Source organism: Aquidulcibacter paucihalophilus, assembly GCA_030285985.1.
Taxonomy (GTDB): domain Bacteria; phylum Pseudomonadota; class Alphaproteobacteria; order Caulobacterales; family Caulobacteraceae; genus Brevundimonas.
The window spans coordinates 173556-187560 of record CP127384.1; the positions used below are offsets into that span (position 1 = coordinate 173556).

The window sequence follows — 14005 nt, forward strand, 5'->3', positions numbered from 1 at the left end:
GGCTAGCCCTAGACGATAGTTTCCGAGGGTTGAAGTCCCCTTTCGGGCGAGTCCGTGCGCGCTTTCGCCGCAGTGGCCCGTGCGGCGCGGCGGTCGGCGAACCCCCTCATGGCCTTGCGGGCCGGGCGTTCGACGAGGTGGTAGGTCAGCATGGCCGCGACCGGAATCGCCGCCACCAGCGCGAGCCACACAATGATGTGAAACCGCTTGTCGTCGGCCCCGGTCAGCCGCGCCGCGACATTGGTGGTCAGCAGCAGCGCCGGCGCGCAGACCATGTAGATCGAATAGCTGATCTCCCCGAGATAGACCCCGAATTTCGAGCCCAGAACACCCGCGCGGGCGTTGTCCAGCGAGCCGAGCCCGAGGATCAGACCGCCGGCGGCCAGGACCGTGACCGCGTCCCACAGGCCCAGCGAGGCGCTGGCCAGCACAGCGAGGCCGCTGACGAGGGCGACCGGGCCGGCGAAGGGCACGCCGCCGCGTCGATGAACCAGATAGAGGGCGCAGCCGAGCGCGAAACAGGGAACGATCCGCAGCGCGCCCCAGCGGAAGGTGGCCTCGGTCAGGGAGTAGCCGGCCAGCGGCTCGAAGGCCGCATAGAGGCCCAGCGCGAAGACCGCCGCCAGCACCGTGGCCAGCACGGGCCGGTTCCTGAGCCGCCAGGCCACGAAGGCAAAGGCGGGGAAGCTGAGATAGGCCGCCCATTCCGCGGAGATCGACCAGGACGGATGGTTGAAGGCCGAGCTGGGGGCGAGGCCCCAGGCGTGGGTCAGGGTCAGATTGGCCGGAAGCGACCGCCAGTCGCTCAAACTGCCGTCGATGCTCAGACCCGCGACCCCGGCGGCCAGCCCCAGGCCGATCATGCCGAACAGGGTGACCAGATGCAGTGGATAGACCCGCGCCAGCCGCGCCCACAGAAAGCCGCCGTAGCGGAACCGCTTCTCGCCCGCCGCCTCGAGGTAGACGTGGCTGAGGATGAAGCCCGACAGGACGAAGAAGGTCTCGACGCCCAGATAACCCTTGGTCACCGCGACCGGGACGAAAGCGACGTCGAGGTGCGGCCAGGCCGTGTAGAGCACCACCCAAAGGGCTGCGAAGAACCGCAGGGTCGTCAGGGCGCGCAGATCGGGGGGTGTCGGAACGGGCGTCATGGCCCGCAGGCTATCCGACCGGGGGTACAGGAACCGTTAAACGGCGCGGCTGGCAGGTCTCAGGCCGCGCATTCCGCCGGTTTCGCCTCGCCCGGCGCATACTGGTCGCAGGACCGCTCGATCTCGCCCTGGATCATCTCGCAGGCGTTGGCGACGTTGCAGGGCGGGTGGGTGGCAGGGCTGACAGCGATGCACCGGTCGACCAGCCGCTGCGCGGCCGCTTCCCCGATGTCGTTCAGGCAGGACACCGGCGCACCGACAGGGGCCAGGGCCACGGCCGGATCGACCTCTTCCTGCGGCGGCGCATCGGCCGGCATTTCGGGCGCCGGCGCAGCGGCGGCGGCGGCCGGTTCGGCCGCCGGAGCCTCGGCGGGGCGTTCGCAGGCCGAGACCAGGGCGGTCACAGCCAGCAGGGCGAATACGGTCCGGCGCATCAGGCACTCCGATCGGTCGCGGGAAGCCCCACCTTAGGCACGGTTCGGCCCGACGCGGAAGCGCCGGGCGTCCGCTCAGCGGCCCAGGGCGGCCCGCTGCAGGGCGAACAGTTCGGCGCAGCCGCCCTCGGCCAGCTGGAACAGCCGATCAAACTCGGCACGGGAGAAGCCGCGCTTCTCGCCCGTGGCCTGGATTTCGACGATCGCGCCGGCCCCGGTCAGGACGAAGTTGGAATCGGCCTCGGCGTTGGAATCTTCCTCATAGTCGAGGTCCAGCACCGGCTGGTCGTTGCAGACGCCGCAGGAGACGGCCGCGACCTGGTCGAGGATGGGATCGGTCTTCAGCACGCCTTCGGCGCGCAGATAGTCGAAGGCGCTGGCCATGGCGACCCAGGCGCCGGTGATAGCCGCCGTGCGGGTGCCGCCGTCGGCCTGGATGACGTCGCAGTCCAGCGACACCTGACGCTCGCCCAGGGCCTTGAGATCGACCACAGCGCGCAGCGAGCGGCCGATCAGGCGCTGGATTTCCTGCGTCCGGCCGCTCTGCTTGCCGGCGGCGGCCTCGCGGCGGCCGCGGGTGTGGGTGGCGCGGGGCAGCATGCCGTACTCAGCGGTGACCCAGCCCTGACCGGTATTGCGCATCCAGCCGGGCACCTTTTCCTCGACCGAAGCCGTTACCAGCACCTTGGTATGGCCGAAGGTGACCAGGCAGGAGCCCTCGGCATAGCGGTTGACGCCGGTCTCCAGCGTCACGACGCGGAGCTGGTCGGGGGTGCGGTCGGACGGGCGGGCGGTGGTCATCGATGGATTTCCTTGGACGGGGCGGCGGCGCTGCTTATCCTGAAACCGTGAGCCTGTATGCCCCCAACCCTTCGCCGTTCAGCGGCAGCCCGGCCGGTCTTGCCGCGCTGGACGAACGTGCGCGCGATATTTTCCGGCGGATCGTCGAGAGCTACCTGCAGACCGGCGAGCCCGTCGGCTCGCGCACACTGTCCATGACCGGGGTGTCCCTGTCCCCCGCCTCGATCCGCAACACCATGCAGGACCTGACCCTGGCGGGGCTGCTGGGCGCGCCGCACACCTCGGCGGGGCGGATCCCGACCCACGCCGGCCTGCGACTGTTCGTCGACGGCCTGCTGGAGATCGGCGACGTCGGCACCGAAGAACGCCGCGAGATCGACGCGCGGCTCGCGGGTCGCGGCCGCAGTTTCGACGAGGCGCTGAACGAGGCCTCCAGCCTGCTGTCCGGCCTCGCCGGCGGGGCCAGTATCGTGGCCAGCCCGGTGCGGGAGGCCGGGGTCAAACACGTCGAATTCGTCGCCCTCGGACACGACCAGGCGCTGGCGGTGCTGGTCGGCGACGACGGCTCGGTCGAGAACCGGCTGATGCCGCTGAAGGCGGGGGTCACCCCCTCGACCCTGACCGAGGCGTCCAACTTCCTCAACGCCCGCCTCAAGGGCCGGCCCCTGCACGAGGCGCGCACCGAAATGCGCACCGAACTGGAGGCGGCCCGCCGCGAGCTGGACGCCGCCGCCGCCCGTCTGGTCGAGGACGGCATGGCCGCCTGGTCCGGCGGGGCCGAGCGCGAACGGTCACTGATCGTGCGTGGCCGGGCCAATCTCCTGCACGACCGCGAGACCGCCGAGGATCTGGAAAAGGTCCGCATCCTGTTCGACGACCTGGAGCAGAAGGAACAGCTGATCGGCCTGCTGGACGGGGTCTCGACGGCCCAGGGCGTGCGAATCTTCATCGGGGCGGAAACGAGACTCTTTTCGCTTTCGGGTTCCGCCGTGATCGCGGCACCCTATATGACGGGCCGCCAGCGGGTTCTGGGCGCCATCGGCGTGATCGGACCCGCGCGACTGAACTATGCCCGCATCATACCGTTGGTGGACTATACCGCCCGGGTGCTGGGGCGAATGCTGGACGGACAAGAGACTTGAGCGACACACACGACGACCTCCCCCATTCCGAAGAGCTGGCCGCCGATATCGCGGAAGCCGAGGCGAACGCCGAGGCTGGTCTGGATGACGGCCTCGGGCCCATCGACGCCCTGATCGCCGAGCGCGACCAGTGGAAGGACCGCGCCCTGCGCGCCGTCGCCGAGGCCGAGAACACCAAAAAGCGGGCCGAGACCCAGTCCAACGACGCCCGCGCCTACGCCATCCAGCGTTTCGCCCGCGACCTGCTGGGCGTGGCCGACAATCTGGAGCGCGCCCTGATGGCCGCCCCGAAGGACGCCGGTGCCGGCGAGGCCGGTCTGGTCACCGGGCTTGAGCTGACCCAGAAGTCGCTGCTGCAGGCGTTTGAGAGCAACAACCTCAAGCGCGTCGCCCCCGAGCCGGGCGAGGCCTTCGACCCGCACCTGCATCAGGCCATGATGGAACAGCCCTCCGACACGGTCCAGGGCGGCCAGGTGATCCAGACCCTGCAGGCCGGCTACGCCCTGTTCGGTCGCACCGTGCGCCCGGCCATGGTGGTGGTCGCGGCCAAGGGTTCCGGCGCAGCGGCGGGCAATGCGGCCTACGCCGCGGCGGGTGCCACCGGCGGGAATTTCGACCAGAAGGCCTGAGCGCTCAGGTTTTCAGCCGCTCTCCAAAGAACGCCAGCAGCCGGCTCCAGCCGTCCGCCGCATCCGCCGCGCGATAGCTGTCGCGATAGTCGGCGTGGAAGGCGTGGGGGCTGTCCGGATAGACGTGGATGCCGCTGGCGGTCTGGCCGGCGCGTTGCAGGGCTTCGCGCATGGCCTCGACGCTGGTCAGGGGGATGCCGCGGTCCTGACCGCCGTACAGGCCCAGTACCGGGCATTTCAGGTCGTCGGCCAGATTGACGGGCCAGGGCTGGCCGGCCGCGGCCTGTTCGGGTGTCGCGGTCGCCGCGGGTGCGAGGCGGCCGTACCAGGCCACGCCGGCGTCCAGCACGGCGAAGCGGGCGCAGGCCTGCCAGACCACCTTGCCGCCCCAGCAGAAGCCGGTGATGCCGACCTTGTCGGAATTGGCCCAGAGCTGCTGGCTGACCCAGTCGAGGGTCGCCGAGACATCGCCCATGACCTGCTCATAGTTGGCCGCGCCGACAATCTGTTGAACGCGAGTCATGTCCGACAGGGGGGCCGGGTCCTCGACCCGGTTGAAGAAGGACGGGGCGACCGCCGCAAAACCGGCCTTTGCCAGCCGCCGGCAGAGGTCGCGGATGTATTCGTGGACGCCGAAGATCTCGGACGCGACCACCACCACCGGCCAGGGGCCGTCGCCGGCCGGGCGTGCGACGAAGATCGGCAGGTCGAAGCCGTCCGGGGCCGGAATGGTGGTGTTTTCCTGCGTCAGGCCCTCACCGTCCGTGGTGATCGGGGCCGCCTGCCGGGCCAGGGCTGCGGGGGCATAGCCGGCGAAGGCCAGCCCACCGACCACGCCGGTCGCCAGGGCGCGGCGGCTGAAGCGGAAATCGTCGGGCTCGGGTCCCTCGGGGCGGATCAGGTTCGGCATCAAACGGCTCCGGTCTGGCGAAGCCGGGAGACTGGCCGCGCGCCCGTCCGTCGTCCATTCACGATTGCCGTGAAGCTAACGCGCCCGGCGAAGCGTCAGATTGATCCGGCCGCCGCCCGGCACCAGGGTCGAGGAGCCGGCGATGACCCGGTCGATCCCGTGCCGCGCCAGCCGTGCCGGGCCGGTCAGGGCGCAGACGTCGCCCGAGGCCAGCCGCACCGTCCGCGTCGGCCCGCCACCGGCCGCGCCGATCCGGAACATCGCGGCATCGCCGAGCGAGACAGACAGCACAGGCGCGCTTTGGTCCTGCTCGTCGAGATCCTGATGCAGGCCCATCCTCGCACCCTCCCGGTAGCGGTTGACCAGACAGGCGTCGGGCGGCTCCGGCCAGCCGGTCAGGTCACTCCAGAGCGCCATCAGCGCCCGGGGCATCGGTGGCCATGGGGCACCGGTCACCGGATGGGTCGGCTGGTAGCGGTAGCCGCCCCGGTCCGAGACCCAGCCCAGCGGGCCGAGATTGGTCATCTCCACCGCAAAAGGCCGCCCGCCCGGCGTCACGGGCCGATAGAAGGGCGCCTGTTCCGCGGCCGCCAGCACCTCGGCCAGCAGATCCGCCTGTTCAGACGCGGAAAGGGCTCCCGGCCAGAACCGGAAGCCCTCCATACCCGTATCGATCTCGCGCGCAGAACCCATGCCCAGAGGATAGGGCTTCCGCCCCGGCGCTCAAGCAGCGAGCGACCGGGTCGCGAGCGTTGACGCCCCCGGGATCAGCGCGTGTAGTAATAGTCCGCGATCTGGCAGACGTTGACGTTGAAGCGCGTCAGGACCTGGCCGTTGGTGAACTCGGCCTTGAAGTCATACAGGCAGGCACCCGAGCCGTCGTCGATGTTCATCATGATGCTGCTGCCGGCGGCCAGGGTGCCGCGGCCCAGCATGTCTTCTTCCCAGTCCGTGACGCGCGAGTCGGAGGCGTAGAAGCGCAGCATGGTCCAGCCGGTGTTGTTGTGGATGCGCACCCGGCGGTTCAGGCCGTCACGCGACTGGACCGGTGCCGAAGCGGCGGCCTTGTCGGCGGCGACAACCGGCTCGGCGGCGGTGGCGACGGAAGCGGTTCCGAGGGCCGCGACGATCAGCGCGGCGCGGGCGATGCTCTTGAAGGTTTTCATATCAGTCTCTCCCCAGCGGCCGGACCCTGATGGCTCGGCGATGACGGTGTTATGCCATTGCTGAAGGGTGGCCGCATCTGACGGACCCTGACGGTTGAATCGTGCGTCAGGGCTGTTTGGGGCTTGCGGCAGGTGGGGTGTTTCCCATATCGGCCTCAACCGCTGTAAATCCCCGCAGTTCGTGGGGCTTTGCGGCCGGAACCGTACCAACCGACCAAAGACCCTGACACCGGGGGCGGTCACGCGCGGCGCTTCGCTTTAAAAGGCCGCCGCATCGCCCGCTGAATGGAGTGAAAGACGACACATGGCCAAGATCATCGGCATCGACCTGGGCACCACCAACTCGTGCGTGGCCGTCATGGACGGCAAGACCCCCAAGGTCATCGAAAACGCCGAGGGCAATCGCACCACGCCCTCCGTCATCGCCATCCAGGACGGCGGCGAGACCCTCGTGGGTCAGCCGGCGCGCCGACAGGCCGTGACCAACCCGACCAACACCTTCTTCGCCATCAAGCGCCTGATCGGCCGCTCGTTCGATGACCCGGTGGTGGCCAAGGACAAGAAGATGGTCCCCTATGAGATCGTCAAGGGACCGACCGGCGACGCCTGGGTGCGCGCCAACGGCAAGGATTACTCGCCCCAGCAGATCTCGGCCTTCACCCTGAGCAAGATGAAGGAGGCCGCGGAGGCCTATCTCGGCGAGACCGTGACCCAGGCCGTCATCACCGTCCCGGCCTATTTCAACGACGCCCAGCGTCAGGCGACCAAGGACGCCGGCAAGATCGCCGGTCTGGAAGTCCTGCGCATCATCAACGAGCCGACCGCGGCCGCCCTGGCCTATGGCCTCGAGAAGAACGACGGCCAGAAGATCGCCGTCTATGACCTCGGCGGCGGCACCTTCGACGTCTCGATCCTCGAGATCGGCGACGGCGTGTTCGAGGTGAAGTCGACCAACGGCGACACCTTCCTCGGCGGCGAGGACTTCGACCTGCGCCTGGTCGACTATCTGGCCGACGAGTTCAAGAAGGAGCAGGGCGTCGACCTGCGCTCGGACAAGCTGGCCCTGCAGCGCCTGAAGGAAGAGGCCGAAAAGGCCAAGAAGGAGCTCAGCTCCACGACCCAGTACGAGGTCAATCTGCCGTTCATCACCATGAACGCCTCGGGTCCGCTGCACCTGAACATCAAGCTGTCGCGCGCCAAGCTGGAGGCCCTCGTCGAGGACCTGGTCCAGCGCACCATCGAACCCTGCGCCAAGGCCTTGAAGGACGCGGGCATGAAGGCCGGCGACATCGACGAAGTGGTGCTGGTCGGCGGCATGACCCGCATGCCGATGGTCCAGGAAGCCGTGAAGAAATTCTTCGGCAAGGAGCCGCACAAGGGCGTCAATCCGGATGAGGTCGTGGCGCTGGGCGCGGCCGTTCAGGCCGGCGTGCTGCAGGGCGACGTCAAGGACGTGCTGCTGCTGGACGTGACCCCGCTGACCCTCGGCATCGAGACCCTGGGCGGCGTCTTCACCCCGCTGATCGAACGCAACACGACCATCCCGACCAAGAAGAGCCAGGTCTTCTCGACCGCCGACGACAACCAGTCGGCCGTGACGATCCGGGTCTTCCAGGGCGAGCGCCCGATGGCGTCCGACAACAAGGTGCTGGGCCAGTTCGACCTGATGGGCATTCCGCCGGCACCGCGCGGCATGCCGCAGATCGAGGTCGCCTTCGACATCGACGCCAACGGCATCGTCCATGTGACCGCCAAGGACAAGGCGACCAACAAGGAACAGTCGATCCGCATCCAGGCCAACGGCGGCCTCTCGGACGCCGACATCGACAAGATGGTCAAGGAAGCCGAGGCCAATGCCGCAGCCGACAAGGCCAAGAAGGAAATGGTCGAGGCGGTCAACGCCGCCGACAGCCTGATCCACTCGACCGAAAAGGCCATGGCCGAGCACGGCGACAAGGTCGGACCGGACGAGAAGGCCGCGATCGAAACCGCCCTCGCCGAGCTGAAGACGGCCAAGGACGGCACGGATCCGGAAGACATCCGGACCAAGACCAACACCCTGGTCCAGGCCTCGATGAAACTGGGCGAGGCCATGTACGCCTCGCAGCAGGGTGCCGGCGACAGCGATGACGCCACGGCCACCGCCGACGACGGCGTGGTCGACGCCGAGTTCGAGGAAGTCCCGGGCGACGACGACGACAAGAAGAGCGCGTAAGCCGGAGCGGCCCGCAACTGTCACGGCCCCGCCTGTCCCGAGACGGGCGGGGCCGTTTCACGAAACTTGCATCAGTCGACCGGGCGCCCATGTCAGCCTGGTCAGCCGTCCGGTCGCCGCCCGACAAGAGGCGCGGGCCATCGGCAAGGGTAAGAGGACGAACGCCGCATGGCGACGCGTGACTATTACGAGGTTCTGGGGGTCGAGCGGACCATCGACGCCGCCGGCCTGAAGGCCGCCTATCGCAAATTGGCGATGCAGCACCATCCTGATCAAAACGGCGGGTGCGAAGACTCCCTGGCCCGCTTCAAGGAAATCTCCGAAGCCTATTCGGTCCTCTCCGACGACCAGAAGCGCGCGGCCTATGACCGGTTCGGTCATGCCGGGGTCAACGGCGGCGGCGGCGGGTTCGGCGGCCAGGGCCAGGGCTTCACTGACGTCAACGACATCTTCTCGCAGGTCTTCGGCGACGCGTTCGGCGATGTGTTCGGCGGCCGCGCCGGCGGCGGCGCGCGCCAGCATGGCCCGCGCCGCGGCTCGGACCTGCGCTATGATCTCGAGATCACCCTGGAGCAGGCCTACAAGGGCTCCGACGTCGAGATCGCCGTGCCCACCACCGCCGCCTGCGACACCTGCGAGGGATCCGGCGCGAAAAAGGGGGCCAAGGCCTCGACCTGCACCACCTGCCAGGGCGCGGGTCGCGTCCGCTCCGCCAACGGCTTCTTCCAGGTCGAGCGCACCTGCCCCCACTGTGGCGGGCAGGGCTCCCGTCTGGCCGCCGCGGACGCCTGCACGGCCTGCGCCGGCCACGGCCAGGTGCGCAAGAACCGCAAGCTCCAGCTCAAGATCCCGGCCGGGGTCGATGACGGCTCGCGCATCCGCCTGTCGGGCGAGGGCGACGCCGGCACGCGCGGCGGACCGCGCGGCGACCTCTATGTCTTCATCTCGGTCACACCCCACGAACTGTTCGAGCGCGACAACCTCGATCTGCTGGTGACCGTGCCCGTGCCCATGACCACGGCGGCCCTCGGCGGCGAGATCGACGCCCCCTGCCTGACGTCCGAGGCCTGCGACGGCCGCTGCCGGGCACCCGTCAGCGTCCCCGCCGGGGCCCAGACCGGCAAGACCGTCCGCATCAAGGGCAAGGGCATGCCGCATCTGAACGGCAAGAACCGCGGCGACCTCGTGGTCGAGCTATTCGTCGAGACCCCGACCGACCTGACCGCGCACCAGAAGGAGCTGCTTCAGGAGCTGGCGGCCTCGCTGGGCGAGAGCCAGACTCCGCGCAACTCCTCGTTCGCCGGCAAGGCCAAACGCTTCTGGGCCGACATTCTGGGTTCGGAAGCGCCACAGTAGGCGTCGGCCGAGGATGACGACGCTCGCGAATAGCGCCAGAATGTCCGCGAACTGACAGGGGTCCGACTTGAGCGTCATCTTCCACGCAGGCATATCCGGCGCGCGCGGCCGGATGGGCCGGGCCGTCTCGACCGTTCTGGATGCCCGCGAGGACGTCGTTGTCGCCGCCCGCTTCGACCGCGGCGAGACGCCCGACCTGTCGCTGTGCGACGTGATCATCGACTTCTCGACCCCCGATGCCTCGGTCGAACTGGCCCGGACCTGCGCCGAGCGTGGCGGGCCGGCCCTCGTCATAGGCTCCACCGGCCTGACGCCCGAGCAGGAAACCGACATCCATACGGCGTCAGAGAAGATCGCCATCGTCCGCAGCGGCAATTTCTCGCTCGGAGTCAACATATTGATCGGACTGGTGGAACACGCGGCCCAGCGGCTCGACGCGGCCGACTGGGACATCGAGGTTCTGGAAACCCATCACCGCCGCAAGGCCGATGCGCCGTCGGGCACGGCCCTGATGCTGGGCGAGGCCGCCGCCAATGGCCGTGACGTCGACCTGGCCGACGTCCGCTCCGCGCCCTACGACGGCATCACCGGCGAGCGGGAGATCGGCCGGATCGGCTTCGCCTCCCTGCGCGCCGGCGGGGTGATCGGAGAGCATACGGTCCTGTTCGCCTCGGCAGACGAAACCCTGACGCTCAGCCATTCGGCCATCGACCGGTCGCTGTTCGCCAAGGGCGCCGTCGCCGCCGCCGCCTGGGTGCGCAGTCGCAAGCCGGGCCTCTACGACATGCAGGACGTGCTGGGGTTCCGGCAGGCATAGGCCTTGGCAGGCTGTCGCCTGCCGGGGACGCTACGTTCGCGACGCGGTCGCTCACTACTTGAGCGCGGACTCCAGGATTCCCCTTGAAGCCCGCGCGAAGCGCCAGGCCGCGTCGGGTCGACAGGGCGGCGCCCTGTGACCGCGGCCCAACATCAATGCGCGTGCCGCCGGTGACCGTGCCCCCGCCCCACGAACAGCGACTTGATGAAGAACATCACGGCGATGACCACGGCGAAGCCGAGGAACAGGGCCAGCACCGTCATCCAGAAGCCCATCGTCAGCAGGGGCGGCATCACGAAGGCGCCGCCATCCAGCATCGGCCGCACCAGACCCACGAGGATGAAGGCGAGCGCCGCACCCAGCGAGGTCGCCCACAACCGGCTCCAGGCCGGCATCATCAAGGCTGCGATCACCGCGATGACCAGGCCGGTGACCTGGTTGATGGTGTCGAACCCGCCCTGGGCGAGACCGAACAGCCCGCTCAGAAACACACCGATCGAATCGAACAGGGACTCCATGACGCCAACCTCCTGGATGCGGCCCAAGCTTGGCCGGACGCGGGGTTAACGCCGGTCGGCGGGAATGGCTCCCTAGCGCCCGGTCGAGCCGAAGCCGCCGGCGCCGCGCGCGGTTTCATCCAGCGCCACCACCTCGACCATGGTCGCCTGTTCATGCCGGGCGATGACCATCTGGGCGATGCGTTCGCCGCGGCGGATGACGAACGGCTCCTGCCCATGGTTGATCAGGATGACCCCGACCTCGCCGCGATAATCGCTGTCGATGGTGCCGGGCGAGTTGAGACAGGTCAGGCCATGCTTCAGGGCCAGACCCGAGCGCGGCCGTACCTGGGCCTCATAGCCGGGCTCGAGCGCGATCTTCAGTCCGGTCGGGACCAGGGCCCGCGCTCCCGGCGCCAGCGTCACCGGCGCGTCCTCGGCCACCGCCGCGCGCAGGTCCATCCCGGCCGAGCCGCCGGTCTCATAGGCCGGAAGGGGCAGGCCTTCGGCATGCGGCAGGCGTTCGACGCGGACGGTGGTCATGCGGGCAAGGCCTTTCAGGCTTTGAAATGGTCGGCGATGCGGGCGGCCAGCTTGCGCGCCACCTCGGCCTTGGACTGGCGCGGCCAGGTTTCGGCCGAGCCATCCCGGGTGAACAGGGTGACCGTATTGCCGTCGGCACCGAAAACGTCATCGGAGACGTCATTGCCCACGATCCAGTCGCAGCCCTTGCGCGACAGTTTGGAGCGGGCGTTGGCTTCAAGGTCGGTCGTCTCGGCGGCGAAGCCAACCACCAGCTTCGGCCGCTTCTTTCCGGGGGCCGAAATGCCCGCGAGGATGTCGGGGTTCTCGATCAGCGACAGCAACGGCGGGCCGCCGGGTGCCTTCTTGATCTTGCCCGAGGCGACGCCGTCGACGCGCCAGTCGGCGACCGCCGCGCTCATCACCGCGATTTCGGCCGGCAGGGCCGCCGCCACCGCCGTCTGCATCTCGCGCGCCGTCTCGACCCACACCCGCTCGACGCCCACAGGCGCGGCCAGGGCGACCGGTCCGGACACCAGGGTCACCTGTGCCCCCAGACGGGCAAGGGCTTCGGCGATAGCATAGCCCTGTTTGCCACTGGAGCGATTGGTCAGGCCGCGCACAGGGTCGATCGGCTCGAAGGTCGGACCGGCGGTGACCACGGCGCGACGGCCAGCCAGCGGCCGCCCGTCAGGTCCCGCCAGCAGGCCTTCGATCGCTGACAGGATCGCCGCCGGCTCTGCCATCCGGCCCGGTCCGAACTCGCCGCAGGCCATCTCGCCCTCATCCGGGCCGACCACGGCCATGCCGTGAAAGCCGTCGAAGCTCTTCAGACGCTGGACATTGGCCTGCACCGCCGGGTGCAGCCACATCCGCACATTCATCGCCGGGGCCAGCAGCACCCGCTTGTCGGTGGCCAGAAGCGTGGTCGAGGCGAGATCGTCGGCCAGGCCGTTGGCCGCCTTGGCGATCAGCCCCGCCGTGGCCGGTGCCACCACCACCAGATCAGCCCAGCGCGACAGCTCGATATGGCCCATGGCCGTTTCGTCGTCCGGCATGAACAGGTTCTGGCGCACCGGCTGGCCTGTCAGGGCCGCCAGGGACATCGGGGTCACGAACTCGGACCCCGCCGCGGTGAGCACGCTCATGACCTCTGCACCGGCCTTTTTCAGCAGCCGAACCAGTTCCAGCGACTTGTAGGCGGCGATGCCGCCGCCGACGATCAGCAGGATCTTGCGTCCGGACATCGAGGCTGGGGTCATGCTGCTGATCTAGCGATGCGGCCGGGCGGCGTCGAGAGGAACCCGTCCCGACTGGAACATTGCAGGAACATATGACCTGTGGTTATGCTGCGTTTGGCGGATTTCAATCACGGGAGGATTTCATGATCGCCAACAAGGGTTCTGCATGGCTGGCGGCAGGATTGCTGGGGCTGGCCGGGTGCGGCAACGGCGGCTCGGCCGTCGAGACGCGGGAGCGCGAGGCACCGGGGGCTGAAGCGTCGCTGACCAGCGCGCCCTCGCAAGCCGCAGAGGCCGTCCCCGAAAAAGCGCGGCCCGTGCTGACCGCCAACCGGCGCGAAACCGTCGACGCCAAGATCACCCGGCTGTTCGAGCGCAACGGTGCCGATTTCGGCGCGGAGACGCCGCGGGACTATCTGGCCAAGGTCCAGGCGTTCATCTCGCGCCCGCCGGCCGGGACGGAGCGGGTCGAGCGTCCCAATGGTGATGTGCTGCTGTATCAGGCCTCGACCAACACCTTTGCGGTGGTGTCGCGGGACGGCGTGCCGAAAACCATGTTCAAGCCGCGCGACGGCGCGGCCTACTGGGCCGAGCAGAAGGACGCCGCGCCGAATTTCGGCCGGCGACGTTCCGGATCATCAGAAGAATAAGTCGGACCGGAGAGCGACCGGCGGGACGAGGAGTCAGTCCTCGTCCTGCTCCTTGCGCTCGGCCATGTCGCGGATCAGTTCCAGGGCCAGCTTCTGCTGACGGGTGGACAGCTGGGGTGCCAGACGGCTGATTTCGATGGTGTAGCGCGTGGCCGGGAAGTCGTGCTCGAAAGCACCGCCACCCTCTGCCATGCCCGCGATCTGGGCACCGGTCAGGCCTTCGAAGAAATAGCCGATGTCGACCTTGAAGAAGCGGGCGATGTCCCAGAGCTTGGACGCCGAGATGCGGTTGGCACCCTTCTCGTATTTCTGGATCTGCTGGAACGTCAGGCCGAGCGCGCGACCGAGGTCACTCTGGTTATAACCGAGCGCGAGACGTTTCTCGCACACCCGCCGGCCCACATGCCGGTCTACGGGATGAGGACCGTCCTCGCCCTTGCCTCTCGCCATCGTCCATTCGTCCTTCGGTTGCTT

Annotated in this window: 16 protein-coding genes; 6 read left to right on the forward strand and 10 right to left on the reverse strand. The window is 68.7% G+C overall.

Going from position 1 to position 14005, the window contains the following annotated elements; all coding sequences use genetic code 11:
- Nucleotides 1–8: 8 nt before the first annotated feature.
- From KB221_00960 to rph, 3 genes are all read right to left on the reverse strand, one after another.
- Nucleotides 9–1151, reverse strand: coding sequence for an acyltransferase (locus tag KB221_00960; protein WIY69609.1), 1143 nt, complete (start codon nucleotides 1149–1151; stop codon nucleotides 9–11).
- Between the two features lie 59 nt (nucleotides 1152–1210).
- Nucleotides 1211–1585, reverse strand: a complete 375-nt coding sequence (locus tag KB221_00965; protein WIY69610.1) for a hypothetical protein — start codon at nucleotides 1583–1585, stop codon at nucleotides 1211–1213.
- A 75-nt stretch (nucleotides 1586–1660) separates the two neighbouring features.
- On the reverse strand, nucleotides 1661–2386 hold the full coding sequence (rph, locus tag KB221_00970) for a ribonuclease PH (protein ID WIY69611.1): 726 nt from the start codon (nucleotides 2384–2386) through the stop codon (nucleotides 1661–1663).
- A gap of 47 nt (nucleotides 2387–2433) precedes the next feature.
- Between rph and hrcA the strand changes: the two genes are divergently transcribed.
- Nucleotides 2434–3528 (forward strand): heat-inducible transcriptional repressor HrcA, encoded by a 1095-nt coding sequence (gene hrcA, locus KB221_00975; GenBank protein ID WIY69612.1) that lies wholly within the window; start codon nucleotides 2434–2436, stop codon nucleotides 3526–3528.
- An 80-nt stretch (nucleotides 3529–3608) separates the two neighbouring features.
- A complete protein-coding gene (gene grpE, locus KB221_00980; protein ID WIY70955.1) occupies nucleotides 3609–4157 on the forward strand; it encodes a nucleotide exchange factor GrpE in 549 nt (182 codons plus the stop codon).
- A gap of 4 nt (nucleotides 4158–4161) precedes the next feature.
- On the opposite strand, the gene KB221_00985 is transcribed toward grpE, so the two are convergent.
- The 3 genes from KB221_00985 to KB221_00995 all read right to left on the reverse strand — a co-directional run bounded on the left by KB221_00985 (nucleotide 4162) and on the right by KB221_00995 (nucleotide 6233).
- The gene (locus tag KB221_00985) at nucleotides 4162–5067 is read right to left on the reverse strand and encodes a dienelactone hydrolase family protein (GenBank protein ID WIY69613.1); all 906 of its coding nucleotides are present in this window, start codon (nucleotides 5065–5067) and stop codon (nucleotides 4162–4164) included.
- Nucleotides 5068–5142: 75 nt separating this feature from the next.
- A complete protein-coding gene (locus KB221_00990; GenBank protein WIY69614.1) occupies nucleotides 5143–5760 on the reverse strand; it encodes an alpha-ketoglutarate-dependent dioxygenase AlkB in 618 nt (205 codons plus the stop codon).
- Between the two features lie 74 nt (nucleotides 5761–5834).
- Nucleotides 5835–6233: a hypothetical protein gene (locus KB221_00995; GenBank protein WIY69615.1), complete on the reverse strand. Its 399-nt coding sequence runs from the start codon at nucleotides 6231–6233 to the stop codon at nucleotides 5835–5837.
- 304 nt (nucleotides 6234–6537) lie between these two features.
- Here KB221_00995 and dnaK point away from each other — a divergent pair, with 304 nt between their 5' ends.
- The 3 genes from dnaK (at nucleotide 6538) to dapB (ending at nucleotide 10621) form a co-directional block, all read left to right on the forward strand.
- Nucleotides 6538–8448 (forward strand): molecular chaperone DnaK, encoded by a 1911-nt coding sequence (gene dnaK, locus KB221_01000; protein WIY69616.1) that lies wholly within the window; start codon nucleotides 6538–6540, stop codon nucleotides 8446–8448.
- A 168-nt stretch (nucleotides 8449–8616) separates the two neighbouring features.
- On the forward strand, nucleotides 8617–9804 hold the full coding sequence (dnaJ, locus tag KB221_01005) for a molecular chaperone DnaJ (GenBank protein WIY69617.1): 1188 nt from the start codon (nucleotides 8617–8619) through the stop codon (nucleotides 9802–9804).
- A gap of 67 nt (nucleotides 9805–9871) precedes the next feature.
- Entirely contained in the window at nucleotides 9872–10621 is a 750-nt protein-coding gene (dapB, locus tag KB221_01010; protein WIY69618.1) for a 4-hydroxy-tetrahydrodipicolinate reductase, read from the forward strand.
- Between the two features lie 152 nt (nucleotides 10622–10773).
- Here dapB and KB221_01015 read toward each other — a convergent pair whose 3' ends face one another.
- The 3 genes from KB221_01015 to coaBC form a co-directional block, all read right to left on the reverse strand.
- The gene (locus KB221_01015; protein ID WIY69619.1) at nucleotides 10774–11139 is read right to left on the reverse strand and encodes a hypothetical protein; all 366 of its coding nucleotides are present in this window, start codon (nucleotides 11137–11139) and stop codon (nucleotides 10774–10776) included.
- Between the two features lie 72 nt (nucleotides 11140–11211).
- Entirely contained in the window at nucleotides 11212–11661 is a 450-nt protein-coding gene (gene dut, locus KB221_01020; GenBank protein ID WIY69620.1) for a dUTP diphosphatase, read from the reverse strand.
- 14 nt (nucleotides 11662–11675) lie between these two features.
- Nucleotides 11676–12902, reverse strand: coding sequence for a bifunctional phosphopantothenoylcysteine decarboxylase/phosphopantothenate--cysteine ligase CoaBC (coaBC, locus tag KB221_01025; GenBank protein ID WIY69621.1), 1227 nt, complete (start codon nucleotides 12900–12902; stop codon nucleotides 11676–11678).
- Between the two features lie 122 nt (nucleotides 12903–13024).
- On the opposite strand from coaBC, the gene KB221_01030 reads away from it, so the two are divergent.
- Nucleotides 13025–13531, forward strand: coding sequence for an S-type pyocin family protein (locus KB221_01030; protein WIY69622.1), 507 nt, complete (start codon nucleotides 13025–13027; stop codon nucleotides 13529–13531).
- A 33-nt stretch (nucleotides 13532–13564) separates the two neighbouring features.
- On the opposite strand, the gene KB221_01035 is transcribed toward KB221_01030, so the two are convergent.
- Nucleotides 13565–13981: a helix-turn-helix domain-containing protein gene (locus KB221_01035; GenBank protein ID WIY69623.1), complete on the reverse strand. Its 417-nt coding sequence runs from the start codon at nucleotides 13979–13981 to the stop codon at nucleotides 13565–13567.
- Between the last annotated feature and the right edge of the window lie 24 nt (nucleotides 13982–14005).

Excerpts from the sequence above, each read along its gene's own strand:
- KB221_00985 (WIY69613.1), bottom strand. The coding sequence starts at position 5,067 with ATGCCGAACCTGATCCGCCCCGAGGGACCCGAGCCCGACGATTTCCGC.
- dut (WIY69620.1), bottom strand. The coding sequence starts at position 11,661 with ATGACCACCGTCCGCGTCGAACGCCTGCCGCATGCCGAAGGCCTGCCC.
- KB221_00965 (WIY69610.1), bottom strand. The coding sequence starts at position 1,585 with ATGCGCCGGACCGTATTCGCCCTGCTGGCTGTGACCGCCCTGGTCTCG.
- coaBC (WIY69621.1), bottom strand. The coding sequence starts at position 12,902 with ATGACCCCAGCCTCGATGTCCGGACGCAAGATCCTGCTGATCGTCGGC.
- KB221_01035 (WIY69623.1), bottom strand. The coding sequence starts at position 13,981 with ATGGCGAGAGGCAAGGGCGAGGACGGTCCTCATCCCGTAGACCGGCAT.
- KB221_00960 (WIY69609.1), bottom strand. The coding sequence starts at position 1,151 with ATGACGCCCGTTCCGACACCCCCCGATCTGCGCGCCCTGACGACCCTG.
- KB221_01015 (WIY69619.1), bottom strand. The coding sequence starts at position 11,139 with ATGGAGTCCCTGTTCGATTCGATCGGTGTGTTTCTGAGCGGGCTGTTC.
- rph (WIY69611.1), bottom strand. The coding sequence starts at position 2,386 with ATGACCACCGCCCGCCCGTCCGACCGCACCCCCGACCAGCTCCGCGTC.
- KB221_00990 (WIY69614.1), bottom strand. The coding sequence starts at position 5,760 with ATGGGTTCTGCGCGCGAGATCGATACGGGTATGGAGGGCTTCCGGTTC.
- dnaJ (WIY69617.1), top strand. The coding sequence starts at position 8,617 with ATGGCGACGCGTGACTATTACGAGGTTCTGGGGGTCGAGCGGACCATC.
- dnaK (WIY69616.1), top strand. The coding sequence starts at position 6,538 with ATGGCCAAGATCATCGGCATCGACCTGGGCACCACCAACTCGTGCGTG.
- KB221_01030 (WIY69622.1), top strand. The coding sequence starts at position 13,025 with ATGATCGCCAACAAGGGTTCTGCATGGCTGGCGGCAGGATTGCTGGGG.
- KB221_00995 (WIY69615.1), bottom strand. The coding sequence starts at position 6,233 with ATGAAAACCTTCAAGAGCATCGCCCGCGCCGCGCTGATCGTCGCGGCC.